The organism is Halomonas sp. A11-A (genome assembly GCF_003182195.1).
GTDB classification, from domain to species: Bacteria; Pseudomonadota; Gammaproteobacteria; order Pseudomonadales; family Halomonadaceae; genus Halomonas; species Halomonas alkalicola.
The window spans coordinates 50,740-76,154 of sequence record NZ_QGTM01000009.1; the positions used below are offsets into that span (position 1 = coordinate 50,740).

Here is a 25,415-nt window from a genome sequence, read left to right on the forward strand (position 1 = left end):
TCAGTGTCCTCCGAAGCCGACGTTGTAGCGCTTCTGGAGCCTGGCAAAGAGCCACTCCGAGACGCTGGCGATCAGCAGGTAGACGGCCGCCACCGGGAGCAGGAAGGTGAAGGGCTCATGGGTGGCCCGGGAGGCCTCGGCGGCCACCCGCACCATGTCGGAGAGCCCGATCACCGAGACCAGGGCGGTGGTCTTGAGCAGCACCATCCAGTTATTGGAGATCCCCGGCAGGGCGTGGCGCATCATCTGCGGGAAGCGGATGCGCCGGAATACCAGCCAGGGGCTCATGCCGTAGGCCTTGCCGGCCTCGATCTGGCCGTGGTCCACGGCCATGAAGGCGCCGCGGAAGGTCTCGCCCATGTAGGCGCCGAAGATGAAACCGATGGTGATCACCCCGGCGGCGAAGGCGTTGAGGTTGACGTACCAGTCCACACCGAAGCGATCGTAGAGGGCGTCGGTGGCCACGTTGAGCGCCATCTGGCCGCCGAAGAACAGCAGCATCATCAGCACCAGGTCGGGCACGCCGCGGATCACCGTGGTGTAGAGGGTGGCGAGGCGGGTTAGCAGCCAGCTGCGAGACATCCTGGCGCTGGCGGTGAGCAGGCCCAGCAGGATGGCCAGCGCCAGCGACAGCGCCGCCAGCTGGAGGGTGACGCCGGCGCCTTCCAGCAGCCGTGGGCCGTAGCCATGAAGATCCAGCATAGTGCTCTCCCGCTCAGTACTTGGGGGCCAGGAACTGCTTCAGGCGCGGCGATTGCGGGTTGTCCAGCACCTGTTGCGGCGGGCCGGCCTCCTCGACCAGGCCCTGATGCAGGTAGATGACCTGGCTGGAGACGTCCCGGGCGAAGCCCATCTCGTGGGTCACCACGATCATGGTGCGCCCCTCCTCGGCGAGTTCGCGCATCACCTTGAGGACATCGCCGACCAGCTCCGGGTCCAGCGCCGAGGTGGGCTCGCCGAACAGCATCACCTCCGGGTCCATGGCCAGCGCCCGGGCGATGGCGCCGCGCTGCTGCTGGCCGCCGGACATCTGGGCCGGGTAGGCGTCGGCGCGGGCGGTCAGGCCCACGCGCTCGAGCAGCGCGCGGGCCTGCTCGATGGCTTCCTTCTTCGGCTTGCCGAGCACGTGCACCGGGGCCTCGATGATGTTCTCGAGCAGGGTCATGTGGGCCCAGAGGTTGAAGCCCTGGAAGACCATGGAGAGCTTGGCGCGCATGCGCACCACCTGCTTCCAGTCGGCGGGCTCGCGGCCGTGGCGAGTCTGCCTGAAGCGGATCTCCTCGCCGTGGACGATCAGGTCGCCTTCGTCGGGCTGCTCGAGCAGGTTCATGCAGCGCAGGAAGGTGCTCTTGCCGGAGCCGGAGGCGCCGATCAGGGTGATCACGTCTCCCTTGTGGGCAGAAAGCGACAGCCCCTTGAGCACTTCGGTATCGCCGAAGCGCTTCTTGATGTTGCGGACTTCCAGCGGAATCGGGGTTTCGGCCATGGTATGGGCTCCGGGTCAGGGTCACCGCGGCGACACGCCGTGGGTAAGCGGCGCTTGACAGGGGCGATGCCAGCGACGCATCCGCCCTCCGGTAGGTGCGGGAGGGCGAGATGGGATGCGGCGCGGGTCCAGTGCTGATCGGCAAAGGGGCAAGATTTTACCCTCCCGTTGTGGTTGTTATAAGGGTTTTTCTGCTGCCGATGCTTCTCGGAGCCTCGGCGGGCCGCCGGCCTCAGCCCGACGGCGGTGGCTCGGGGTGCACCAGCAGGGCGGCGCGGGCGCCGATCTCCACCTCGGCGTTGGGAAAGACCACGGCCAGCGGTGCCTCGCCGACCCGGGTCTCCCCGGCCTGGCCATCCTCGGCGAGCAGGGTGCCCGGCGGGAAGGTCGTGAAGTTGGGCGTATCGTCGGGGAAGGCCAGGCGAAACGCCACGGACTCCCGCATCAGCTCATGCGCGACCCGGAAGAAGGCCATGCGCTCGGGCGCTGCCGCGGGGGGCTCGCGCCCCTCGAGCAGCGCCGCCAGCAGCACGCCCATGGGCGCCAGCGGTGCCAGGTCATTGTGCCCGAAGGGCAGGGCGCGGCCCAGCTCCAGGGTGAAGGCCTGGGCGCCATGATAGTGCTTGCTGTAGTGGGAGAAGGTCCAGCTGTGGCGGTGCTGGAGGAGTACCGCCTGGATGTCGGCGGCGGCGAGCCAGTGCCACTGGGCCGCCTCCACCGGCGTGCGCTCGGTGAAGGGGCTGACCACGAAGCGCGGGTAGCGGCTGTCGCGGATGGCGGTGTGCAGGTCGTAGTGAAGCCGCGGAAGTGCCCCGTGGCGGGCGAAGAAGGCGTCCACCGCGGCCATCAGCGTCCGCGCCCGGTCGGGCTCCATGCCCTGCTCGTCGAGCTCCCGGCGGAAGAGGCGGTTGAGGTTGGTGCCCACGTAGCGCACCCCCTGGCGGGTCGCCTCGGGGTTGCCGAGCACCAGCAGGACCGGTGCGCCGAGCCTGGCCTGACCCTCGGCGAGCCGCTCGAGGCAGCCCTGCAGCAGCTCGATGGGGGCGGTCTCGTCGCCGTGGATGCCGACCGAGACCACGCTGGCGAGGGCGTCGACGGCGGGGCGCTCGGGCACCAGCTCGAGCACCCCCTCGCCACGTGGCACGGCGCTCCCCCCAGGCAGCGCGAAGGGGGCGATGGGCTCGCCCTCCAGGCAGCGCCACAGCCAGGTCGCCAGCGGCGCACGGGAGGCCGACGGGGAAGGGGGGCGGGATGGGCTCATGGGGCGGAATCCTCGACGCTACGGGTCCGGCTACCTTCCGCCAGCCGGCGCCGCCGGGCAAGGGGCGCGTCGACGCCGTGAAAGTGCCGGTGCCAGGGTGAAAGTCGCCCGACGCGGGACCTTTGGCCTATGGGGCGGCCCGCGGCACGGCGCTAAGCTGGAGGCCCACCCCCCTGCCAGGAGCCCGCCATGCCCGCCGCCCCCGCTTCGCCCAGCCCTTCCCTGGCGGGCCACTACGATGCCCCGGGCCGTGCCGGCGGCGAGCCGCTGGTCGCGCGCCTGGCGGCGGCCTTCCGGGCGGCGGGGTGCGATCCTGAGCACCTGAGCCTCGATGAGGTCGCCGGGGTCGACCAGCTGCACCTGGGCGGACGCCGGGCCAGCCGGCACCTGGCGGCGCTGGGACACTTGGCCCCCGGGATGCGGGTGCTGGACGTGGGCTGCGGCACCGGTGGGGCCAGCCGCCTGTTGGCCGCTGAGCTGGGCTGCGAGACGCTGGGCGTGGATATCACCCCGGCCTTCGTGACGGCGGCCGAGTGGCTCAGCCGCGCCACCGGCCTGGCTGAACGCACCCGCTTCCTGTGCGCGGATGCCTCCCGCACCCCGCTGCCGGAGGCGGCCTTCGAGGCGGTGTGGTGCCAGCATGCGCTGATGAACATGCCGGACATGGCGGCGGTGCTCGCGGAGTGGCGCCGGCTGCTGGTGCCGGGCGGACGGCTGCTGCTCCACGAGGTGGTGGCCGGCGACAACCTCGACCCCCTGGCGCTGCCGGTACCCTGGGCCAGCACGCCGGCGGCGAGCCACCTGCAGACCCGGGAGGCGCTGGAGGCGCGCCTGGCCGACGCGGGTTTCGTGCCCGAGGCGCTGGAGGACGTGACCGAGTCGGCCCTGGCCTGGCGACAGAAGCTCAGCCGGCGAGAGGACGGCGGGGAGGCCCCGGCCGGCCCGGTGCTGCCCGGCCCCGGGGTGATCTTCGGCGAGCGCTTCGCCGAGATGGGGCGCAACCTGCGCGACAACCTGGCGGCCGGCAAGGTGCGCATCCTGGCGGGCTGCTGGCGGTTGGCCTGAGGCAGGCCGGCTGACCGCGTCCGTTCGACCGAATCGTCGCCGGCCCTCGAATTCCTTCGCTTTTTCTCTCAGGACATCCGACTAGACTCGGTGATGTTGCATCCACTGACACAGGAGGTCCGCATGACCCGCGTTCTGGTGCTCTATCACTCCATGTACGGTCACATCGACACTCTGGCCCAGGCGGTGGCCGAAGGGGCCCGCCGCGTCGAGGGTGTCGAGGTCACCGTCAAGCGCGCCCCCGAGACCATGGACGCCGAGGCCTTCGAGAAGGCCGGCGGCCAGCGCTTCGACACGCCCGAGGCGTCCCCGGCGGAGCTCGCCGACTACGACGCCATCCTCTTCGGCAGCCCCACGCGCTTCGGCAACATGACCGGCCAGATGCGCACCTTCCTGGACCAGACCGGCGGCCTGTGGGCCAATGGGAAGCTGCGCGGCAAGGTGGCCAGCGTCTTCACCTCCACCGGCACCGGCGGTGGCCAGGAGACCACCATCACCTCCTTCTGGCACACCCTGGCCCACCACGGCATGCTGATCGTGCCGCTGGGCTACGGCATCGAGGAGCAGTACGTCTTCGACCAAGCCGGCGGCGGCAACCCCTATGGCGCCTCCACCATCGCCGGCGGCGATGGGTCGCGCCAGCCGGACGAGCGCGAGCTGACCATCGCGCGCTTCCAGGGCGAGCACGTGGCCAATATTGCGGCGAAGCTGACTCTCTGATCCTTCAGCGCGTGATCCCGACGTGAAGAAGCCCGCTCCGGTCTGCCGGGGCGGGCTTCCTTGCGATCGCGGGTTGAATCTCGATATTACCCCGTGATGCGCTCCGAAATGGCCCGGCCCAGGTCCTCGGTGGTGCCGGTGCCGCCCACATCCGGCGTCAGCACCGCCTTGTCACCCTCGGCGAGTACCGCCTCGAAGGCGGCGACGATGGCGTCGCCGGCTTCCTTGTGGCCCAGGTGCTCGAGCATCATGGCGCCGGACCAGACCTGGCCGATGGGGTTGGCGATGCCCTTGCCCGCGATGTCCGGGGCGCTGCCGTGGACCGGTTCGAACAGGCTCGGGAAAGTGCCCTCGGGGTTGATGTTGGCCGAGGGCGCCACGCCGATGGTGCCGGTGCAGGCCGGGCCCAGGTCGGAGAGGATGTCACCGAACAGGTTGCTGGCCACCACCACGTCGAACCAGTCCGGGTGCATCACGAAGTTGGCGGTCAGGATGTCGATATGGAACTGGTCCACGGCCACGTCCGGATAGCGCTTGCCCATCTCGGCTACCCGCTCATCCCACCAGGGCATGGTGATGGCGATGCCGTTGGACTTGGTGGCCGAGGTGAGCTTCTTCCTCGGGCGCGACCGGGCCAGTTCATAGGCGAACTTCAGCACCCGGTCGGTGCCGTGGCGGGTCATCACCGTCTCCTGGATCACCACCTCGCGCTCGGTGCCCTCGAACATCTTGCCACCGACGCTGGAGTACTCCCCCTCGGTGTTCTCGCGCACCACGTAGAAGTCGATGTCGCCGGGCTTGCGGTCGGCGAGCGGGCTCCGGATGCCGGGCAGCAGCCGGCAGGGGCGCAGGTTGATGTACTGGTCGAAGCGGCGGCGGAATTGCAGCAGCGAGCCCCACAGCGAGACATGGTCCGGCACGGTGGCCGGCCAGCCCACCGCGCCGTAGAAGATGGCATCGAAGTCCTTCAGGGTCTCGAACCAGTCGTCGGGCAGCATCTTGCCGTGCTCGGCGTAGTAGTCGCAGCTGGCGAAGTCGAAGTGCGCAAGCTCCAGGGCGATGCCGAAGCGGCTGGCGGCGGCCTCGAGGGCGCGCAGCCCCTCGGGCATCACTTCCTTGCCGATGCCGTCACCGGGAATCACGGCGATTCTGTGGGTCATGTCGGGCTCCATCGATTTCCGGGGGGAGGAACGAACCCCCACAGTCTAGCTCTCCCATGGCTGTCGATAATCGGGCTAGAATGCAAGTCATTATTGAGTAAAAGTGGAGAGTGAGGTGGCCCAGCTCGATGATCTGGCCTTCTTCCAGCGCCTGGCCCAGGCCGGCAGCCTCACGGCCACGGCCCGGGAGCTTGGCCTGTCGCTCTCGGCGGTCAGCAAGCGGCTCAAGCAGCTGGAGGCGCGCCTGGGAGTGACCCTGGCCAGCCGCACCACCCGCCGCCTGACCCTGACCCCGGAGGGCGAGCGCTATCTGGTGCGCGGGGCGGCGATCCTCGAGGAGCTGGCCGAGCTGGAGGAGGCACTGGGGGCGCAGCGCGCCGAGCTCTCCGGCCCGCTCAAGATCAACGCCACCTTCGGTTTCGGGCGACGCCACGTGGCGCCGCTACTCTCTTGCTTCTGCGCCCGCCACCCGGGGGTGGAGAGCACGCTTGAGCTGACCAACTTCCCGCTGACCCCAGGCGAACAGGGGGTAGACATTAGCATCCGGGTGGGAGAGCCGCCCGACTCGCGCCTGGTGGCCCGGCGTATCCTCGCCAACCGCCGGATCCTCTGCGCGGCGCCCGCCTATGTCGAGCGGATGCCCCGCCTGGCAAAGCCAGCGGACCTGGCGAAGCATCCCTGCCTGGTGCTGCGTGAGAATGACAGCGACTTCGCCCTGTGGCGCCTGACGCGCCGTGGCGCCGCAGGCGAGGAGCAGGCGGTGAAGGTCTCGGGGCCGCTGGCCAGCAACGACGGCGAGGTGATCGTCAATTTGGCGCTGGATGGCCACGGCATCGTGCTGCGCTCCTGGTGGGACGTGCATGCGCACCTGGAGAGCGGTGCGCTGGTGGAGTTGCTGCCGACGTGGCAGGGTGTACGCGCCGACTTCTATGCCGTCTATGCGCAGCGGCGTCACGTGCCGCTGCGCATTCGTGCCTTCATCGCCTATCTTGAGCAGGAGATGGGGCGCCGCGTACCGCCACTACCAGCAACGGAAACCGCCAGACAAGGAGTTTCGTCACCGTGAACGTACTGATGTTCACCAACACCTACCTGCCGATCGTCGGCGGTGTCAGCGAATCGGTGCAGCGCCTCAAGGCGCAGTTGCAAGCGATGGGCCACCGGGTGCTGGTGGTGGCACCGCGCCTCGATGGCCAGCCACGCCATGAGGCCGATGTGATCAGGGTCACGGCGGTCCAGCACTTCAACGGCAGCGACTTTTCCCTGCCCGTGCCCATCCCCGGGCAGCTTTTCGAGGCCATCGAGGCCTTCGAGCCCGATATCGTGCACTCCCACCACCCCTTCCTGCTCGGCGATACCGCAGCGCGCACCGCCGAGACCTATGGGCTGCCGCTGGTGTTCACCCACCACACCCTCTATGAGCACTACACCCACTACGTGCCGGGTGACTCACCGCGCATGCAGCGCTTCGCCAAGGCGCTGGCCACCGAGTACACCCATCTGTGCGATGCGGTGATCGCCCCCAGCGAGAGCATCCGCGACCTGCTGCTCGAGCGCGACGCCAACCCGGCGATTCACGTGGTGCCCAGCGGCGTGGATACGGTACGTTTCGCGGCCGGCAGCGGTGCGGCCTGGCGGCGGCGGTTCGGCATCGCGGACGACGCCTACGTGATCGGCCACCTGGGGCGGCTGGCGCGGGAGAAGAATCTCGCCTTTCTCGCCGTGGCAGTGGCCAAGGCGCTGGCCCTCCTGCCGACGGCGCACTTCCTGGTGGTGGGCGAGGGTGATGCGCGCCAGGCGATGATCGAGGCTGCGGAGGGCGAGGGGGTCGCAGCACGGGTACATTTCACCGGTCGTCTGCAGGGGCAGTCGCTCATCGATGCCTACCACGCCATGGATCTCTTCGCCTTCGCCTCGCACAGCGAAACCCAGGGCATGGTGATCGCCGAAGCGATGGCGGCGGGGCTGCCGGTGGTGGCCGTGGACGCTCCCGGCGTTCGCGAGGTGGTGCGCGATGGCGGCAATGGTCGGCTGCTCGACCACGATGATGTCGATGACTTCGCCGCGGCCCTGGTGTCGCTGTCGGCTCGCGACGTACGCAGGCCCCTGGTGGAGGGTGCTCGCTCCACCGCAGCGGCCTACGATGAAGCGAGCTGTGCCGAGCGCTGCTTGGCCGTCTATCGGCGTGCCATCGCCGCCAGTGGCCCCTTCACCCATGCCGAGGAGGGGGGCTGGGAGCGGGTGCGCCACCGCCTGGGGGCGGAGTGGCAGATGCTTTGCCATCGTGGCCGGGTGCTGGGCAAGCTGGTCCACGCCACCTGGGAGGAGGAGCGCCCCGAGTGGTGGCCCGACAGGACAGCGAAGTGATCAGCGCCGCCGGCGATGGTCGCTCCAGCGCTTGAGCGCCACCAGCAGCAGTACCGCCAGCAGCAGGCCTCCGGCCCCCCAGGCGAGCTCGTCGCGGCTTTCGGCGGTGGCCAGTTTCCCCAGCTGGCTGCCCAGCAGTGTGACCCCGGCGAGCCCGGGGGCGATCCCCAGTGCCGAGCCCACCAGGTAGTCGCGCAGGCGCAGGCGGAAGGCGCCGGCCATCATGTTGGTGAGGGTGAAGGGCGCCAGCGGCAGCAGATTGACGACGGTCATGGTGCGGATGCCGCGCCTGGCGAGGTAGCGCGAGAGACCTCTGAGGCGCTTGCCGCCGTGGCGCAGCAGCGCCTCGCGGCCGATACGCCGGCCCACCCACCAGGTGACCAGCGAGGCCGTCAGGGTGCCGGCCAGGGCGTAGCCGAAGCCCCACCAGGGGCCGAACAGCAGCCCGGTTACGCCCACCAGCAGGCTCAGCGGGAACATCACCAGCGACGCCCCGGCGTAGACCGCCATCACCACCAGGAGCGTCCAGGGCGCGTCGCGCCAGCCGGACGTCGAGGCGGCCAGCGCGCGCAGCGCCTCCAGGGTCAGCACCCCCTCCCGGGCCAGCCACTGCCAGCCCAGTGCCAGCAGCAGCAGCGTCAGCAGTGCCAGCAGCGGCAGCCACAGCGCGGCGGGGAGGCGGCGCCGCGCCTTCATGCCCGCGGCTGTGCCAGATAGTCGCCCAGCGCCTCGAGCACCCGCTCGATGGCGTCGTCATCCAGGTCGCGGTGTACCACCAGGCGGGTGGTGCAGCGCAGCTCGACGAGGATCCCGCGTTCGGCGAGCCAGGCGCGCAGCGGGGCGACGTGTCGCTCGGGTACGCGCAGGAACACCATGTTGGTGGCCTGGTAGGCCACCTCGAGGTCGGGCAACGCGCGGATCCCCTCGGCCAGGCGTGCGGCACGGCGATGATCGCCGGCGAGGTCGGCCACGTGGTGGTCCAGCGCATGGTGGCAGGCGGCGGCGATGATGCCGGACTGGCGCATGCCGCCGCCCAGCACCTTGCGCCAGCGCCGGGCGCTGTCGATCAGCTCGCGGGAGCCCGCCAGGGCCGAGCCCACCGGGGCGCCGAGCCCCTTGGAGAAGCACAGCGACACCGAGTCGAAAGGCGCGCAGAGCTCATCCAGTGAGGTGTCGCTGGCCACCGCGGCGTTGAACAGCCGGGCGCCGTCGAGGTGGGTGGCGAGGCCCTGCTCCCGGGCCAGCGCGGTGGCCGCCGCTACGTAGTCGGGATCGAGCACGCGCCCGCCGATGGTGTTCTCCAGCGCCAGCAGGCGGGTGCGGGCGAAGTGGAAGTCATCGGGCTTGATCGCCGCGCGGATGCGCTCCAGGGGCAGCGAGCCGTCCTCGGCGTGCTCCAGCGGCTGGGGCTGGATGCCGCCGAGCACCGCGGCGCCGCCGCCCTCGTACTTGTAGGTGTGGGCCTGCTGGCCGGCGAGGTATTCGTCGCCGCGCTGGCAGTGGGCGAGCAGGGCGGCCAGGTTGCTCTGGGTGCCGCTGGGGAAGAGCAGGGCGGCGGCCTTGCCGGCGCGTTCGGCCACGGCGGCCTCGAAGCGCGCCACGCTGGGGTCGTCGCCCCAGACGTCGTCGCCCACCGGGGCGACGTGCATCGCGTCGCGCATGGCGGCGCTGGGACGGGTGACGGTATCGCTGCGCAGGTCGATCATCGGCGCCTCCTGGGGACGGGCGGTGGGTCAGTGGCGCTCGGGATGGGCCGCGAGCGGCCGCGCGTGATACTCGGCCGGCAGGCGGGCCAGCGGCGCCTGGCCGAAGTAGCGGCCGAGCAGCGCATAGAGCGCCGGATAGACATCGTGGAGCAGGTCCGGGGCGGTGAAGAAGGCCTCGCAGCAGACCGCGAAGCACTCGCCGGGGTGGGTGGCGGCGTAGTCGTCGATGGGCGTGGGCTCGCCGCGCTCGAGATGCGCCTGGAGGTCCTCCCAGACGCCCATGAAGACCCGATGCCACTCCGGCGGGTCGATGTCGGCGGGCAGCGGCGGGAAGCCGTCCACGTCCAGGGAGTTGCCCAGGTCGAGCTTGTGGGCGAACTCGTGGATCAGCACGTTGAAGCCCGAGAAGTCTCCGCTCTCCATCAGGTCGGGGAAGGCCACCACCACCGGCCCCTGGTGGGAGGTCTCGCCGGCGCGCTCGTCCACGTACTCGTGCATCACGCCGAACTCGTCCATCTCCTCCACCTGGCGCTGGAAGGCGTCGGGCAGGATCAGCACCTCGTGGACGTTGGCGAAGGCCTCCCGGTGCTCCTCGTTGCTCCAGCCCAGGGTCAGCAGGCAGGCCTGGGCGGCGAGAGCCAGCTGGGCAGGCAGGTCGAAGGGGGTGGACTCGGCAAGCGTCGGGTGCAGGCTCAGGCGCTTGGCGTGGAGAAACTGCCAGGCGCGCTGCCCAAGCGAAGCGGCCTGCGCCTCGGGCAGGGCGGCAAGCAGCGGCAGGCGCGACCGGGCCTCGGCCCAGGCCGCCTCGGGGAAGGGGTGGCGGGCGGCGAAGCGCTCGGCCCGCCAGCGTTTCAGGTGCCCAAGCATCGGCTCTCCTCGCCTCGACTCAGCTCTCTTCCAGGTCGGCCCCTGACTTCCAGGACCAGTCCCGCCAGCGCAGGTCGAAGAGGTCCTTGCGGCGGTCCTTGAGGTTGGTCACCGAGCCCTCGTTGCGCACCATGGTCAGTCGGGTCAGGTCGAGATCCGAGAAGAGAATCATCTCGGTGTTGGGGGTGGTCTCGTTGAGCACGGCGTCGTGGGGGAAGGCGAAGTCCGAGGGCGAGAAGACCGCCGACTGGGCGTACTGGATGTCGAGGTTCTCGATGGAGGGCACGTTGCCCACGCTGCCGCACAGCACCACGTAGCACTCGTTCTCGATGGCCCGGGCCTGGGCGCAGTGACGCACCCGCAGGTAGCCGTTCTTGGTGTCGGTCCAGAAGGGCACGAAGAGGATGTCCATGTCCTGCTCGGCCAAGAGCCGCGGCAGCTCCGGGAACTCCACGTCGTAGCAGATCAGGATGCCGACCCGGCCGGCGTCGGTGTCGAACACCTGGAGGTCGTCGCCCCCCTCGATCACCCAGTCGCGGCGCTCCTGGGGCGTGATATGCAGCTTGGCCTGGCTCTCTATCTCGCCGTCGCGGTGGCAGAGGTAGCTGACGTTGTAGAGGCGGTCGTCCTCGCCCACCTCGATCATGGAGCCGGCCACGATGTTGATGTTGTAGGAGACCGCCATGCGCGACAGCTCGGCCTTGAACTGCTCGGTGAAGCTGGCCAGGAAGCGCACGGCCGCCATCTGGTCGCGCTGGGCGGCGCGGTCCTGCAGCCCCATCAGCGGGGCATTGAAGAGCTCCGGGAAGACCGCGAAATCGCTCTTGTAGCCGGAGAGGGCGTCGACGAAGTACTCCACCTGCTGCAGCACCGCCTCCACCGAGTCGAATTCGCGCATCTGCCACTGTACCGCGCCGACCCGTACCTGGGTCTTGCGGTTGTCGAGTACCAGCTCGGCGGGCTCATAGAGGAAGTTGTTCCACTCCAGCAGGGTGGCATAGCCCTGGGACCTCTCGTCCTCGGGGAGGTAGTCGCGCAAGAGGCGCTTGACCTGGAAGTCGTTGGCCAGCTGGAAGGAGAGGATTGGGTCGTGGATCTCCTTGCGGGCCACCCGGTCGATGTACTGGGTGGGGGAGAGCGTCTCGGCGTGCTGATGGTACTGGGGGATGCGACCGCCGGCCAGGATCGCCCGCAGGTTGAGCGAGCGGCACAGCTCCTTGCGGGCGTCGTAGAGGCGCCGCCCCAGGCGGTAGCCGCGGTAGTCCGGGTGGATCAGCACGTCCAGGCCGTACATGGCGTCGCCGTCCGGGTCGTCGAGGATCACCTCGCGCTTGCCGATCAGGTCGTCGTACTTGTGGGGGTTGGTGAACTCGTCATAGTCCACCCGTGCGGTCAGCGCCATGCCCACCAGGCGGCCGTCGTCCTCGATGGCGATCTGGCCGTCCGGGAAGGAGGCGATCAGCGTCTCGATGGTGTGCTTCGACCAGGCGCCGCCGATGTCGTGGTAGACCGCGTCCATTAGCGTCTCGAGCTGGGCGTAGTCCTCCGGCGTCAGGTTGCGAAGCGTCAGGTGCAGGTCGTCGAGGGACATGGCGCATCCTTGTCTGTCAGCGGGCAGAACGGGAAGTCTAGCACGTGGGGTCGGGGTCCCGGCGCGTGCGGGGGCGGACCAGCGGCCGGGTGAGGGTCTGGGCCATGATTACCCCGGCCAGGATCAGCACGCCGCCCAGCAGGTGGAACAGCGCGATGCGCTCGCCGAGGGCCGCCATGGCGATCAGTGCGCTGAACAGCGGCATCAGGTTGATGAAGATGCTCGCCTGACTGGCGCCGATCTGGCGGATCGCCAGCATCCACAGGAAGGTGGTGATGATCGAGGCCGGGATGCCGGCATAGAGGATCAGGCCAATGTTGCTCGCGTCCACCGGGGTCATGGGGCCCATCAGGTAGGGCGGCAGCAGGAAGAGCACCGCGAAGATCACCTGGGCGTAGAGCAGCACCCAGGGGGGCAGGCCGATCGGCCAGCGCTTGAGCATCACCCCGTAGAGGGCGTAGCAGGTGGCGGCCACCAGCATCAGGGCGTCGCCCTTCGCCACGGTCAGCTCCAGCAGCGAGAGCGGGTTGCCGCGACCCAGCAGCACCAGCACCCCCAGCAGCGCCACGACGCCCCCCAGGGTGCCGCCCAGGCTGGGCGGCTCGCGCAGGATCAGCGCGCTGAGCAGCACGGTGAGCAGCGGCACCATGGCGGCCAGGATGCCCATGTTGGTGGCCGAGGTGGTCTCGGCGGCCACGTAGGCGAGCCCCTGCCACAGCCCCATGCCGAGCAGCCCCAGCACGGCGAGCTTCGGCCATTCGCGGCGGATCGTGGCGCGATGCTTCCAGGCCGCCGGGGCCAGGAAGGGGGTGAGCACGGCGAGCGCCAGCACCCAGCGCAAGAAGGCGATGCTGGAGGGTGCGATGGCGCCCACGGTGAGCTGGTTGATGGTCATGTTGCCCGACCAGATCAGCACGGCGCCGAGCGGCGGCAGGAAATAGAACAGGGGCATCTTATCCTCTTCTCCAACGCAAGGGCCCCGCGTGGCGGGGGCCCTGTAGCTTACTGCAGCGCCTGCGCGGAGGCGATGGCGGGTGGCAATGGCCTCAGCCGATGGCGGCGACGCCGGCGCGGGCGATCTGCACATCCTGATCGGGCTTGACGCCGGAGATGCCGACGGTGCCGGCCACCTCGCCGTCGACGATCACCGGCACGCCGCCGGCGAGCAGCGACTGCATGGGCGCGGTGACGAAGGCGGTGCGGCCGCCGTTGATCATCTCCTCGAAGGCCTGGGTCTCGCGGCGGCCGATGGCGGCGTTGTGGGCCTTCTGGGCGGCCACCTCGGCGCTGAAGGGCGGGGCGTTGTCCATGCGGCGCAGGCCGAGCAGGTGGCCGCCGTCGTCGGCCACGGCGATGGTCACGCCCCAGCCGTTGGCCTCGGCCTCCTTCTGGGCGGCATCGAGGATGGCGTTGACGTCAGTCAGGGTCAGTACGGGCTTGGTCTTCATGAGCGGACTTCCTCTTGTGATGGAACGCTGTTGCAGGGGTCAGCAGGCTCGGGGCTTTATCGGCGGCAAGCCTTCGGGGAGGCGCTGTGAATACATCCCTGTACGCTACCGACGCCTTCCCTGGCGTAGGACCTCCCCTCCGGCTTGCCCCCGACGCCCCTCGTTCGGATGCGAGGCGGACCTCAGGCGATGGCCTCGTCCACGATCTCGATCCAGTGGCGCACCTCGGTGCGGTTGGCGCCGGCAAGGTGGGTCTGGCAGCCGATATTGGCCGTTACGATCACCTCGGGCTTGCCGGCCTCGAGATTGTCGAGCTTGTTGTCGCGCAGCTGCGTCGAGAGCTCGGGCTGGGTGATGGAGTAAGTACCCGCCGAGCCGCAGCAGAGGTGGGCATCGGCCACCGGCGTCAGCGAGAAGCCAAGCCGGGTCAGCACCGACTCCACGGCGCCGCCGAGCTTCTGGGCGTGCTGCAGGGTGCAGGGGCAGTGGAAGGCGAGCTTGCGGCTCTTCTTCACCTCGAGGGCGTCGAGCGCCTCGTCGCGCAGCACCTCCACCAGGTCCTTGGCCAGCGCGCTCACCCTGGCCGCCTTCTCGGCGTAGGCCGGGTCGTCCTTGAGGATGTCGACGTACTCCTTGACGAAGGCGCCGCAGCCGCTGGCGGTCTGCACGATGGCCTCCGCGCCGGCCTCGACATGCGGCCACCAGGCGTCGATGTTGGCCCGCGCCCGGGCGCGACCGTCGTCGTGGGCGTTCAGGTGGAAGTCGATGGCGCCGCAGCAGCCGGCCTCCGCCACCGGCGTCAGGCCGATGCCGAGGCGGTCCAGCACCCGGGCGGTGGCAGCGTTGGTGTTGGGCGAAAGGCCCGGCTGCACGCAGCCCTCCAGGATCAGCATCTGGCGGGCGTGGCGGCTGCCCTCTGGGCGCTTACCGGCATCCACGGGGGCGGGCGGCAGCTTGTCGCGCAGGGCGCCGGGCACCAGCGGCCGGAAGGTCTGGCCGAGCTTGAGCAGCGCCTGGAATCGCTTCGGCTCCACCAGCATCTTGCGCAGCGCATAGCGCTGGGCGCGCTCGGCCGGCTTGCGGGGCACCCGCCGCTCGATCTCGGCGCGACCGATGTCGAGCAACTTGTGGTACTCCACACCGGAGGGGCAGGTGGTCTCGCAGTTGCGGCAGGTCAGGCAGCGGTCCAGGTGCAGCCGGGTCTCCTCGGTCACCTTGTCGCTGCCCTCGGGGGCCTCGAGCATCTCCTTCATCAGGTAGATGCGCCCGCGGGGGCCGTCGCGCTCGTCGCCCAGCAGCTGGTAGGTGGGGCAGGTGGCGTTGCAGAAGCCGCAGTGCACGCAGCTGCGCAACACCCGGTCGGCCTCGCGGATATGCGGCTTCTTGAGATCTTCTTCGGAAAAATGCGTCTGCATCTCGGCGTTATCCCCTCTGTCTCAGAATGCCGCGTAGAGCCGGCCCGGATTGAAGATCCCCTTGGGGTCCAGCTCTGCCTTGAGGTTCTGGTGGTACTTGGCCAGCACCGGGGCGAGCGGGGTGAAGGGCTCGTCCACCGGCTGACCGTTGGCGCCGCGCCAGCAGGTGGCGTGGCCGCCGGCCCGGGAGACCACCTCGCGCAGGGTTGCGGCGTCGAGGTCACTTCTCAGCCAGCGCTGGGCACCGGCCCAGTCGTAGAGCACGTCGGTATCAGCGACGCCGGGAAGCTCGAGCACCGGGGTGTGGTGCGGCAGCGAGAGACGCCACAGGGCGCGGCCGTCCTCCCTGGCGAAGAACGCCAGGCGCTGCTCGTTCAGGGCGGCCCAGAAGTCGGGCTTGAGCTCGTCGCCGCCCAGCCGCTCGGCGGTGGCGGCCACCGAACTCGGTCCGCCCTCCAGACGCAGGTGCAGGGCGCCGTCGAGCCAGGCCGCGGCGGTGATGGGCAGCGGCTGACGGCCCCACTCGGAGAGCTTCACCAGGGCCTCGGCGAGCGGCATGTCCAGGTGCAGGCTGCGGCTGGCGCCGGGCAGCGGCAGCACCTTCATGGAGACCTCGGTCAGCAGCCCCAGGGTGCCCTGGGCGCCCACCATCAGCCGCGAGAGGTCGTAGCCGGCGACGTTCTTCATCACCTGGCCGCCGAAGCGCTGCTCGCTGCCCTGGCGGGTGATGACCCGCGTGCCCAGCACGAAGTCGCGCACGCTGCCGGCCCAGGGGCGGCGCGGGCCGGAGAGGCCGGTGGCGATCATGCCGCCCACGGTGGCGTCCTCGCCGAAGTGGGGCGGCTCGCAGGGCAGCATCTGGCCGTTGGCGGCCAGGGCGGCCTCCAGTTCGCGAAGCGGCGTGCCGGTGCGCACCGAGACGATCAGCTCCACCGGGTCATACTCGGTGATGCCGCGGTGCTCGCGGGTGGAGAGCGCTTCGCCCTGAACGTTACGACCATAGAAGGCCTTGGTGTCGCCGCCGACGATGCGCAGGGGAGTGCCCTCGGCCTCGGCACGGCGGATGCGCTCCGCCAGCGCCTCGCTGGCGTCATGGCTGGGGATATCGTGCTGGGGGGTGTCGTGTGTGCTCACCATGTCGTCGAAGTCTCTCAGCCTTGGCTCTCTGGGGCCTGGGTCGGCGCGGGGGCGTCGCCGGCGCTCTTGGTCAGGCGGAACTCGGAGCAGCGTGCCGGGGTGGGAATGTTCTTGCCCGGGTTGAGCAGCTCGTCGGGGTCGAAGGCGCGCTTGGCGGCCCGGAAGGTGGCGAGTTCGCCGGGGCTGAACTGCACGCACATCTGGTTGATCTTCTCGCGACCCACCCCGTGCTCCCCGGTGATGGTGCCGCCCACCTCGACGCACAGCTCGAGAATGCGCCCGCCCAGCTCCTCGGCGCGCTCGAATTCGCCGGGCTGGTTGGCATCGAAGAGGATCAGCGGGTGCATGTTGCCGTCACCGGCGTGGAAGACGTTGGCCACGCGCAGGCCGTACGCCTCGCCCAGATCGCCGATGCCCTTGAGCACCCGGGCCAGCTCGCGGCGGGGAATGGTGCCGTCCATGCAGTAGTAGTCCGGGGACATGCGGCCTACCGCCGGGAAGGCGTTCTTGCGCCCGGCCCAGAACAGGGCGCGCTCGGCCTCGTCGCGGGCCTGCTGGATGCCGGTGGCACCGGCCTGCTCCAGCACGCGGCGCACCGTTTCGCAGTCGTCGTCGACGTCGGCCTCGACGCCATCCAGCTCGCAAAGCAGGATCGCCTCGGCCTCCACCGGGTAGCCGGCGCCGATGAAGTCCTCGGCGGCGCGGATCGCCAGGTTGTCCATCATCTCCAGGCCCCCGGGGATGATGCCCGCGGCGATGATGGCGCCCACGGCGTTGCCGGCCTTCTCGATGTCGTCGAAGCTCGCCATCAGCACCTTGGCGCTCTCCGGCTTGGGCAGCAGCTTGACGGTCACCTCGGTGACCACGCCGAGCATGCCCTCGGAGCCGGTGAACAGGGCGAGCAGGTCGAAGCCAGGTGCGTCCAGGGCGTCGGAGCCGAGCGTCATGCGCTCGCCCTCGATGGTCAGCACCTCGACCCGGATCACGTTGTGCACGGTCAGCCCGTACTTCAGGCAGTGTACGCCACCGGCGTTCTCCGCCACGTTGCCGCCGATGGAGCAGGCGATCTGGGAGGAGGGGTCCGGCGCGTAGTAGAGCCCGTAGGGCGCCGCCGCCTCGGAGATCGCCAGGTTGCGCACCCCGGGCTGGACTCGGGCGGTGCGCGCGTCGGGGTCGATCTCGAGGATGCGGTTGAAGCGCGACAGCACCAGCAGCACGCCGTGTTCCAGCGGCAGGGCGCCACCGGAGAGGCCGGTGCCGGCGCCGCGAGTCACCACCGGGACGCCCAGGGCGCGGCAGCGCTTGAGCAGGGTCTCGACCTGCTCGAGGGTCTCGGGCAGCGCCACCAGCATCGGCAGGGCGCGGTAGGCGGAGAGGCCGTCGCACTCGAAGGGCCGCAGGTCCTCCTCGCGGTGCAGCAGGGTCATGCCGGGGAGTGCCTGGCGCAGGTCGGCGAGTACCTCGGCGGGGTCGCGCCGGGCCACTTCGCCATCGAGTCGTTCATCGAAGAGGGTGTTCATGATGACTCCGGAGGAGAGGGGGGATCTCTTCAGTGTAGATGTCAATTGTATGAAAAAATTTTCCATTAATCCATGGAAAATTTTTCCATATGAGGATGGGGTTGGCTCCGTTCAGAGGGGAGATAGGCGGAAAATGACCGGGCCCCGCCGAGAGTCGGCGAGGCCCGGTGAGCGTCATGCTCGTGCCATCATCCGGCCCGCATCAAGGGGTCGGTCACACCGATCACGTAGAAGGCGATCAGCGCGATGATGCCGGTGAAGATCAGGTAGTAGATCGTCGGCAGGATGGTCTTGCGGATGGTGATGCCCTCGCGGCCCAGCAGGCCTACGGTGGCAGACGCCGCGACCACGTTGTGGATGGCGATCATGTTACCCGCCGCGGCGCCCACGGCCTGCAGGGAGACCATCATGGCGGTGGAGACACCCAGCTGTTGTGCCACGTTGAACTGGAAGTCCGCCAGCATCAGGTTGGCCACGGTGTTGGAGCCGGCAATGAAAGCGCCCAGGGCACCCACGGCCGGGGCGAAGAAGGGGTAGACCCCGCCCACACCGTCGGCGACGAACTGCGCCATGGCCACCGGCATGGAGACCAGGTCCGAGGCATTGACGCCGGAGTTGATCAGGATCCGCACCATGGGGATGGTGAAGATCAGCACGAAGCCGGCGCCGAGGATGGTCTTCGAGGATTCGCCGAAGGCGGCCTTGAGCTCGCCCATGCGCATCTTGTGGAGCACGGCGGTGATCAGCACCACCATCAGCAGGATGCCGCCCGGCAGGTAGAGGGGGGCAATGCTGCCGGAAACGCCGGCCTCACCGAGGATGTTGCTCCAGCCGAAGGTCCAGGCATTGAGGGCGTCGCGCAACGGCTCGATGGTGCGAGAGGCGACCAGGATCACGGCCAGAAGCACGTAGGGCACCCAGCCCATCACGGTGGAGATCGGTGCCTTGCCGGCGATGTCATCCAGCTTGATTTCCAGCTTGCCGATCCACTCGTCCGGCCAGGACTTGCGCTCGGGGAAGTCCCAGACATCCTTGGGAATCAGGAAGCCGCGACGAGCCGCGGGCACGACGACGGCCAGGCCGACCATGGCGCCGATCATCGACGGGAATTCCGGGCCGAGCAGCACGCCGGCCAGCATGTAGGGCACCACGAAGGCGACGCCGGCGAAGATCGCGAAGGGGGCAATGGAGAGGCCCTCCTTCCAGGATTTGCTGGCACCGAAGAACTTGACCATGATCACCACCATGATCAGCGGCATCAGGATGCCGACGATGCCGTGGATCACGGCCACCTCGGCGGCGATCAGGCGGAAGTACTCCATCCAGGTGTAGCCGCCGGCTTCCAGCGCCTCGGTGATGGCATCGCGGTTGATGCCGCCGGTGACACCCACCACGATCGGGGTGCCCACGGCGCCGAAGGAGACCGGGGTTGACTGGATCATCATGCCCACCACCACGGCGGCCAGCGCCGGGAAGCCGAGGGCTACCATAAGTGGGGCGGCCACGGCGGCCGGGGTGCCGAAGCCGGAGGCGCCCTCTATGAAGCAGCCGAACAGCCAGGCGACGATGATGGCCTGGACACGACGGTCGGGGCTGATGCCGGAGAAGCCGTTGCGGATCGCGGTGATGCCGCCGGAGTGCTTCAGGGTATTGAGCAGCAGGATGGCCCCGAAGATGATCCACAGGATCGACACGGTGAGGATCAGACCCTGAAGGGTCGAAGCCAGTACCCGGTTGAAGCTCATGTCCCAGGCGAGCAGGGCGATGAGGGCGGTGACTACGTAGACGGCCGGCATGGCGGTCTTGGCCGGCATCCGTAAGCCGATCAGCAGTACACCGGCCAGCACCAGAGGCGTAAAGGCCAGCAGTGCAAGTAGGGTGTCGTTCATGAGGCAGGTTTCCCCTCGACTGTTGTGATGATGTTGTCTGCAATGAGGTGGCGCGACTCCGCCTGCCGGGGGCGCGGCGGATGCGCGAAAGATACGCCCTGGGAGCGTTGACTCGCCAGCGGTGGAGAATTGGTATTACCAATCGATCTCTTGCTTTTGCAATGCCTGAAATAAGGAAATGCCTTTTTCAACAATGAGTTGTTCGTGAGCGCTCGAGATCTGCCGCGAAACGGTGCCTCCCGACTATAGACTAAAGGACAGGGAGGGCAGGTCCGTATGGACCGCGGCATGCCGCGTGGCGGGGGTGGGAAAAGGCTGGCACACTGCCGGGGACACGAAAATCGCAACGGGGGAACGTTATGGCACGGGTGCTCTTTGATCTCTGCGGCATCGATGAGGGGCTGCGCTTCTCGCCCTATTGCTGGCGGGTGCGCTATGCGCTTGCCCACAAGGGGCTGGAGGCCGAGACCCGCCCCTGGCGCTTCACCGACAAGGAGGCGCTGGCCTTTGCCGATCACGACAAGGTGCCGGTGCTGGTCGACGGTGACGAGACGGTCACCGACAGCTACGCCATCCTGCGCTACCTGGATCGCGCCTACCCCGAGTCCCCGCTGTTCGGCGACGCCCTGGGCGAGGCGCGAGCGAGCTTCCTCAAGCACTACGCGGAGCGCTCCCTGCAGCCGGCCATGTTGCGCACCATCATCATGGATCTGCTCAACGCCATACACCCCGACGATCGCGACTACTTTCGCGAGACCCGCGAGAAGCGCCTCGGTCGCACCCTGGAGGAGTTCCACTCCCCGGCGAAGGGGCTCTCGCAGCTGGATGCGGCGCTCGAGCCGCTGCGCGGCCGCCTGAAGGAGGCGGACTACATCGACGGCGAGGCGCCCGCGGCGGGCGATTACCTGGTGTTCGGCAGCTTCATGTGGGCGCGCTGCGTGTCGAGCGCCGACCTGGTCTCCAACGCCGACCCGGTCTACGCCTGGCTGGAGCGCATGCTCGACCAGCACGGCGGCCTGGGGCGCCGCGCCATGCGCATCACCGATATCGAGGGGGCCTACCGCTGACTGTCAGGGGGAGGCAGGCGGCATGAGCAGAATGGTCCTTTGCTATGTTGCACTGCACAAAATTGCCTGCTATGTTGCAATGCAGCGCAGGGCGATGTGCCCTGTCTTCCCAAGGTAGACGGAGGTGCTCCATGACCAAGGCAACCACCCAGAAGGCCACCGAGCAGTTCGAGGGCCTGTTCGTCGAGCCGGCACGCGCCTATGGCTCCCTGACGCTCGAGTACTACGAGAAGCTGATGGCCGCCCAGATGGACGCGGCCCGGACCTACACCGACCTCGGCCTGGCCCAGGCGCGTGCCTGGATCGGCGTGCGTGATGCCGATGGCCTCAAGAAGGTCGTGGAAGGTCAGCAGAAGGCGGCCCAGGACCTGGGCGAGCGGATGAAGGCCGATGCCGAGAAGGTCAATGCCCTCGGCCAGGACTTCCTGCAGAAGAGCCAGAAGCTGGTCGAGGAAAGCCTGAAGTCCGCGACCGCCGCTAAGTAAGGCAGGCGCCGGCGCCACGCCGGCCGCGACATCGAACGGGCCGCCCCACCTCGGGGCGGCCCGTCTCGTTGGTGGCCCCGGCGAGCAGGCGAAGACACGCGCGCCGCCGGGGTCTCCGGCGGCGCCTGGGTGGTGGACAGCAGCGGCGAGGTCGAAGCGTCAGGCGTTGGCCACGACCTCGACGTCCTCGCCGCCGCTCTGGGGCTTCGGCTTGCCGGGCAGGATGGCGTCGAGCAGCAGGGCGGCCAGCGCCGCCGGCACCAGGCCCGACTTCAGCAGCAGCCCCACCTGGCCGGGCATGGTCTCGGAGATCGCCTCCACGGCGGGCAGGCCGATGCCGAGGCTCAGGGAAACCGCGATAATCAGCATGGCGCGCTGGTCGAGCTCGCACTCCTGGATGATCTTGAGGCCCGCCGAGGCGATCATGCCGAACATCACCACGCCGGCACCGCCCAGCACCGCATGGGGCATGGCCGCCACCAGGCCGCCCAGCTTGGGAAAGAGCCCCATGCAGATCAGCAGGATGCCACCGATGGTCACCACGTGGCGGCTGACCACGCCGGTCAGGGTGATCAGGCCCACGTTCTGGGCGTAGGCGGTGTTGGGCAGGGTGTTGAAGACCGCGGCGAAGGAGGTGGCCACGCCGTCGGCCATCACGCCGCCCGAGAGTTCGCGATCCTTGGCTGGCCGGCCAGCGCCGCCGGTGGTGATGGCGGAGATGTTGCCGATGGTTTCCAGGCCTACCACGAACATGATCAGCACCATGCCGACGATGGCGGTGAGGTGGAACTCCATGCCGTACTGCAGCGGCCTCGGCACGGCGAACCAGGCCGCCTCGCGCAGGTTGGTGAAGTCCACCATGCCCAGCGCGATGGCTACCAGGTAGCCGGCCAGGAGTCCGAAGAGGATCGAGGAGGCCTTGACGAAGCCGCGGCCCAGCTGGTGCACGGCGATGCACACCACCAGTACGAAGAGCGCCAGCAGCAGGTTGGTGGGCGAGGCGAAGTCGGGCGAGCCCACGCCGCCGGCGGCGTAGTTGAGGCCGACCGGCATCAGCGTGATGCCGATCAGCAGCACCACGATGCCGGTGACCACCGGCGAAAACCAGTGGCGGATCTTCTTGAGGAAGGCCCCCAGCACGATCTGCAGCAGGCCGGCGATGAAGGAGGCGCCGAGCACGGCGGCCAGCCCGAAGGCGTTGGCCAGGGGGAGCGCCACCGGCAGGAAGCCGAAGCTGGTGCCCTGGACGATGGGCAGGCGGGCGCCAATGGGGCCCATGCCGATGGTCTGGATCAGGGTCGAGACCCCGGCCACGAAGAGTGCCACCTGGATCAGGAAGATCGTCTCGCCGGTGGCGGCGCCGATCACGCCGGCGATGATGATGGGCGGGGTCACGTTGCCGGCGAACATCGCCATGATGTGCTGCAGGCCCAGGGGAATCGCCTTGGAGAGCGGCGGCATCGCATCCGGGTCGCGGTTGATGGTGCGGGTGGGGTTCGTCTCGGGATGGGGCGCGGAACGGGATCTGGTCATGGTCAGGCTCGCAGCTGGAGTTGTTGTCGGTGCTGGCGTGCGGGTCGTGAGGCTGGCCGGTTGTTATCGTGATTGAGGCCAATCCATGACTTTAAATGTACACAATATGGTTCCGTTTGAAAGACATCAGAATGATTTCCCGGAACTCATTTTCCGGATCCCTTGCTGATCAGGGGGTTATCCATCGTATATTGACCGTTTGGTCATGTCGTGATCGAGTGCAGGAGGCCAGCCATAACGACAAAAGCCCCGCGGAGGAAGCCGCGGGGCTGGCATGAGGGGCGCCGAGCGAAGCGTGGGGTGAAGGAGAGCCCTAACCCTCCGCGCGGGCCTGCAGGCGGAACAGGGCAATGCGATTGATCTGCTCCACCGCGGTGCGGCGCTCCTCGGCCGGGGTGTTCTCCAGGCGCACCTCGAAGGCGTCGAGGATGGCGAAGCGGTCGCTGCCCTTCACCGCCATCACGAAGGGAAAGCCGAACTTCGCCTTGTAGGCCTCGTTGAGCCGCTCGAAACGGGCCAGCTCCTCCGGCGAGCACTGGTCGAGGCCGGCGCCGGCCTGCTCGCGAGTGGAGTCGTCGGTGAGGGTGCCGGCCAGTGCCGCCTTGCCGGCCAGGTCCGGGTGGGCGCGGATCACCTCCAGCTGGCGCTCGGGGGAGGCGCTCTCCAGCATCTCGCCCATCAGGGCGGCCAGGGCCTCGGGGCGGTCATGGGCCTCGGAGAGGCCCCGCTCCCAGGCCAGCTCGGCGACCCAGGGGGAGTGCTCGTAGATCTCGCCGTAGCCGGCGACGAAGGCGGTCCTGTCCAGCTCGCTGGGGCGCGGGGTCAGCGTATTGTTGTGGGTCATGAAGAGGCTCCGGTTGGGGGTGTCGGATAAATGTATACAAAAAATGTTTTGAAATGTACTCCGTTAAGGTCTAAAAATGTTGTCAGGAAAATCCTCCGCCGTCCATCCAACCCGCCAATCAACCAACACCTAAGGGAGTCGAGACAATGGGACGCCTGACCACCCATGTACTGGATACCGCCCGGGGCCTGCCCGGCGAGGGCATTCGCATCGAGGTCTATCGCCTGGATGCCGGCAGCCGTACCCGCCTGAAGGAGGTCGTCACCAACGACGACGGGCGCTGTGACGCGCCGATCCTCGAGGGCGACGAGCTGGCCCGCGGCGAGTACGAGCTGGTCTTCCACGCCGGCGACTACCTGCGCCGGGAGGGCGTGGAGGCCGAGGAGCCGCGTTTCCTGGACGTGATCCCGCTGCGCTTCGGGGTGGCCGATGTCGAGGCGCACTATCACGTGCCGCTGCTGCTGTCGCCTTATGGCTATTCCACCTACCGCGGCAGCTAGCCTCATCCCGAGCGTTGGCGGCACTCGCCAGTTTTCAAGACCAAGGCTGACCTTCGGTCACCAACAACAATGCCATGAGTCGAGGCTCCCCTGATGCAAGCCTATCTGCTGGACTTTGCCAACTTCATGCTGCGCTGGCTGCACGTCATCGCGGCCATCGCCTGGATCGGCGAATCGATCTACTTCGTGATGCTGGACAACAGCCTCAAGAAACCCAAGGCCGCCGAGGACCGCGACAAGGGTGTCTTCGGCGAGATGTGGGCGGTGCACGGCGGCGGCTTCTACCACAACCAGAAGTACGCCACGGCGCCGGCCAAGCTGCCCGATGACCTGCACTGGTCGTTCTGGAAGTCCTACACCACCTGGCTGTCGGGCTTCGCGCTCTTCGTGCTGCTCTACATGGCCAACCCGAGCTTCTATCTGGTCAACCCCAATGCCAGCTGGGAGTGGGCCGCCAACATGAGCGGCTGGCAGGCCAACGTGCTGGCGCTGCTCTTCCTGGTCGGCGGCTGGGTGGTCTACAACGAGCTGTGCAAGCGCATCAGCCCCGACATGACCCGGGACGGCCTGCTGAGCATCGCCGTAGCCGTGATGATGGTCGTGGTGGCCTGGCTCAGCACCCAGCTCTTCGCCGGCCGCGCCGCCTTCCTGATCACCGGCGCGGTGATGGCCACGGCGATGTCCGCCAATGTCTTCTTCTGGATCATCCCCGGCCAGCGCCGCATGGTCGCCGCCATGAAGGCGGGCGAGGCCCCCAATCCCCTGGACGGCAAGCGCGGCAAGCAGCGCTCGGTGCACAACACCTACTTCACCCTGCCGGTGGTGCTGCTGATGATCAGCAACCACTACTCCTTCGCCTACTCCCACGAGCAGGCCTGGGTGATCATGTCGCTGTTCATCTTCGCCGGGGCCCTGATTCGTCAGTTCTTCGTGCTGATGCATGCCGGCAGCATCAAGCCGGCCTATCCGGCGGCCGGCGTGGCGCTGATCGCCCTGGCGTTCTGGATCGCCGCCCCCGCGCCGTCACCCGCCGCCGATCCGGACCGTGCCGCGGTAAGCCTCGAGGAGGTCCACGCCATCCTGGAGACCCGCTGCGTGGCCTGTCACGCCAGCCGGCCCACCCAGCCCGGCTTCAACGCGCCGCCGGCCGGGGTCGCCTACGATTCTCTCGAACAGACCGCCGCCCAGCGTGCACAGATCCAGCAGGTGGTGGCGAGCGGCTACATGCCGCTGGGCAACATGACCGGCATGACCGACGAGGAGCGCGAGGCCATCGCCGCCTGGTCACAGTGACGGCGGCGCCGCCGGCCGCCTTGCCCCTCCGCGCGTTCTTCACCCTGCGCCACACCTTGAC

24 protein-coding genes are annotated in these 25,415 nt (G+C 68.6%); 8 read left to right on the forward strand and 16 right to left on the reverse strand.

The features are described 5' to 3' along the window. The 3 genes from DER72_RS08500 to DER72_RS08510 form a co-directional block, all read right to left on the reverse strand. Positions 1 to 702 carry an ABC transporter permease gene (locus DER72_RS08500; protein WP_110069569.1) on the reverse strand — a complete coding sequence of 234 codons (702 nt, stop codon included), beginning with the start codon at positions 700 to 702 and terminating at the stop codon, positions 1 to 3. A gap of 13 nt (positions 703 to 715) precedes the next feature. Continuing rightward, positions 716 to 1,486: an ABC transporter ATP-binding protein gene (locus tag DER72_RS08505; RefSeq protein ID WP_110069570.1), complete on the reverse strand. Its 771-nt coding sequence runs from the start codon at positions 1,484 to 1,486 to the stop codon at positions 716 to 718. A 232-nt stretch (positions 1,487 to 1,718) separates the two neighbouring features. Next, on the reverse strand, positions 1,719 to 2,747 hold the full coding sequence (locus tag DER72_RS08510) for a succinylglutamate desuccinylase (RefSeq protein WP_110069571.1): 1,029 nt from the start codon (positions 2,745 to 2,747) through the stop codon (positions 1,719 to 1,721). A gap of 189 nt (positions 2,748 to 2,936) precedes the next feature. Between DER72_RS08510 and DER72_RS08515 the strand changes: the two genes are divergently transcribed. Both DER72_RS08515 and wrbA read left to right on the forward strand, forming a co-directional pair. Next, complete coding sequence (locus DER72_RS08515; RefSeq protein ID WP_110069572.1) at positions 2,937 to 3,812, forward strand: class I SAM-dependent methyltransferase; 876 nt, start codon at positions 2,937 to 2,939, stop codon at positions 3,810 to 3,812. A 123-nt stretch (positions 3,813 to 3,935) separates the two neighbouring features. After that, complete coding sequence (gene wrbA / locus DER72_RS08520; protein ID WP_110069573.1) at positions 3,936 to 4,532, forward strand: NAD(P)H:quinone oxidoreductase; 597 nt, start codon at positions 3,936 to 3,938, stop codon at positions 4,530 to 4,532. An 86-nt stretch (positions 4,533 to 4,618) separates the two neighbouring features. Here the strand turns inward: wrbA and DER72_RS08525 are convergent, their stop codons facing one another. Then, positions 4,619 to 5,692 (reverse strand): tartrate dehydrogenase, encoded by a 1,074-nt coding sequence (locus DER72_RS08525; protein ID WP_110069574.1) that lies wholly within the window; start codon positions 5,690 to 5,692, stop codon positions 4,619 to 4,621. 115 nt (positions 5,693 to 5,807) lie between these two features. Here DER72_RS08525 and DER72_RS08530 point away from each other — a divergent pair, with 115 nt between their 5' ends. After that, positions 5,808 to 6,758 (forward strand): LysR family transcriptional regulator, encoded by a 951-nt coding sequence (locus tag DER72_RS08530; RefSeq protein WP_110069608.1) that lies wholly within the window; start codon positions 5,808 to 5,810, stop codon positions 6,756 to 6,758. Next, positions 6,755 to 8,059 (forward strand): glycosyltransferase, encoded by a 1,305-nt coding sequence (locus DER72_RS08535; RefSeq protein WP_258306248.1) that lies wholly within the window; start codon positions 6,755 to 6,757, stop codon positions 8,057 to 8,059. Before DER72_RS08530 ends, DER72_RS08535 begins: the two co-directional genes overlap by 4 nt. Here DER72_RS08535 and DER72_RS08540 read toward each other — a convergent pair whose 3' ends face one another. The 10 genes from DER72_RS08540 to DER72_RS08585 form a co-directional block, all read right to left on the reverse strand. Further along, positions 8,060 to 8,755: a TVP38/TMEM64 family protein gene (locus DER72_RS08540; RefSeq protein WP_110069575.1), complete on the reverse strand. Its 696-nt coding sequence runs from the start codon at positions 8,753 to 8,755 to the stop codon at positions 8,060 to 8,062. Further along, positions 8,752 to 9,765 (reverse strand): low-specificity L-threonine aldolase, encoded by a 1,014-nt coding sequence (gene ltaE / locus DER72_RS08545; RefSeq protein ID WP_110069576.1) that lies wholly within the window; start codon positions 9,763 to 9,765, stop codon positions 8,752 to 8,754. The genes DER72_RS08540 and ltaE overlap by 4 nt, the downstream gene beginning before the upstream one ends. A 27-nt stretch (positions 9,766 to 9,792) precedes the next feature. Then, positions 9,793 to 10,632, reverse strand: coding sequence for a zinc-dependent peptidase (locus tag DER72_RS08550; protein ID WP_110069577.1), 840 nt, complete (start codon positions 10,630 to 10,632; stop codon positions 9,793 to 9,795). A 19-nt stretch (positions 10,633 to 10,651) separates the two neighbouring features. Then, complete coding sequence (locus DER72_RS08555) at positions 10,652 to 12,223, reverse strand: bifunctional GNAT family N-acetyltransferase/carbon-nitrogen hydrolase family protein (RefSeq protein ID WP_110069578.1); 1,572 nt, start codon at positions 12,221 to 12,223, stop codon at positions 10,652 to 10,654. A 37-nt stretch (positions 12,224 to 12,260) separates the two neighbouring features. After that, positions 12,261 to 13,175 carry a DMT family transporter gene (locus tag DER72_RS08560; RefSeq protein WP_110069579.1) on the reverse strand — a complete coding sequence of 305 codons (915 nt, stop codon included), beginning with the start codon at positions 13,173 to 13,175 and terminating at the stop codon, positions 12,261 to 12,263. Positions 13,176 to 13,269: 94 nt separating this feature from the next. After that, entirely contained in the window at positions 13,270 to 13,671 is a 402-nt protein-coding gene (locus tag DER72_RS08565) for a heme-binding protein (RefSeq protein ID WP_110069580.1), read from the reverse strand. A 182-nt stretch (positions 13,672 to 13,853) separates the two neighbouring features. Further along, on the reverse strand, positions 13,854 to 15,086 hold the full coding sequence (glcF, locus tag DER72_RS08570) for a glycolate oxidase subunit GlcF (protein WP_110069581.1): 1,233 nt from the start codon (positions 15,084 to 15,086) through the stop codon (positions 13,854 to 13,856). 21 nt (positions 15,087 to 15,107) lie between these two features. Continuing rightward, positions 15,108 to 16,223, reverse strand: a complete 1,116-nt coding sequence (gene glcE / locus DER72_RS08575) for a glycolate oxidase subunit GlcE (RefSeq protein ID WP_110069582.1) — start codon at positions 16,221 to 16,223, stop codon at positions 15,108 to 15,110. Positions 16,224 to 16,237: 14 nt separating this feature from the next. Then, positions 16,238 to 17,743, reverse strand: coding sequence for a glycolate oxidase subunit GlcD (gene glcD / locus DER72_RS08580; protein WP_110069583.1), 1,506 nt, complete (start codon positions 17,741 to 17,743; stop codon positions 16,238 to 16,240). A 188-nt stretch (positions 17,744 to 17,931) separates the two neighbouring features. After that, on the reverse strand, positions 17,932 to 19,632 hold the full coding sequence (locus DER72_RS08585) for an L-lactate permease (protein ID WP_110069584.1): 1,701 nt from the start codon (positions 19,630 to 19,632) through the stop codon (positions 17,932 to 17,934). Positions 19,633 to 19,991: 359 nt separating this feature from the next. Here DER72_RS08585 and DER72_RS08590 point away from each other — a divergent pair, with 359 nt between their 5' ends. Further along, on the forward strand, positions 19,992 to 20,699 hold the full coding sequence (locus tag DER72_RS08590) for a glutathione S-transferase family protein (protein WP_110069585.1): 708 nt from the start codon (positions 19,992 to 19,994) through the stop codon (positions 20,697 to 20,699). A gap of 131 nt (positions 20,700 to 20,830) precedes the next feature. Next, positions 20,831 to 21,184 (forward strand): phasin family protein, encoded by a 354-nt coding sequence (locus tag DER72_RS08595; RefSeq protein ID WP_110069586.1) that lies wholly within the window; start codon positions 20,831 to 20,833, stop codon positions 21,182 to 21,184. A 159-nt stretch (positions 21,185 to 21,343) separates the two neighbouring features. Here the strand turns inward: DER72_RS08595 and DER72_RS08600 are convergent, their stop codons facing one another. Together DER72_RS08600 and uraD are read right to left on the reverse strand one after the other, a co-directional pair. Continuing rightward, positions 21,344 to 22,717 carry a uracil-xanthine permease family protein gene (locus tag DER72_RS08600; protein ID WP_110069587.1) on the reverse strand — a complete coding sequence of 458 codons (1,374 nt, stop codon included), beginning with the start codon at positions 22,715 to 22,717 and terminating at the stop codon, positions 21,344 to 21,346. Between the two features lie 313 nt (positions 22,718 to 23,030). Beyond that, positions 23,031 to 23,561 (reverse strand): 2-oxo-4-hydroxy-4-carboxy-5-ureidoimidazoline decarboxylase, encoded by a 531-nt coding sequence (uraD, locus tag DER72_RS08605; protein WP_110069588.1) that lies wholly within the window; start codon positions 23,559 to 23,561, stop codon positions 23,031 to 23,033. Between the two features lie 146 nt (positions 23,562 to 23,707). On the opposite strand from uraD, the gene uraH reads away from it, so the two are divergent. Beyond that, a complete protein-coding gene (gene uraH / locus DER72_RS08610; protein ID WP_110069589.1) occupies positions 23,708 to 24,061 on the forward strand; it encodes a hydroxyisourate hydrolase in 354 nt (117 codons plus the stop codon). A 93-nt stretch (positions 24,062 to 24,154) separates the two neighbouring features. Then, positions 24,155 to 25,354: a urate hydroxylase PuuD gene (locus DER72_RS08615; RefSeq protein WP_110069590.1), complete on the forward strand. Its 1,200-nt coding sequence runs from the start codon at positions 24,155 to 24,157 to the stop codon at positions 25,352 to 25,354. Positions 25,355 to 25,415: the final 61 nt, after the last annotated feature.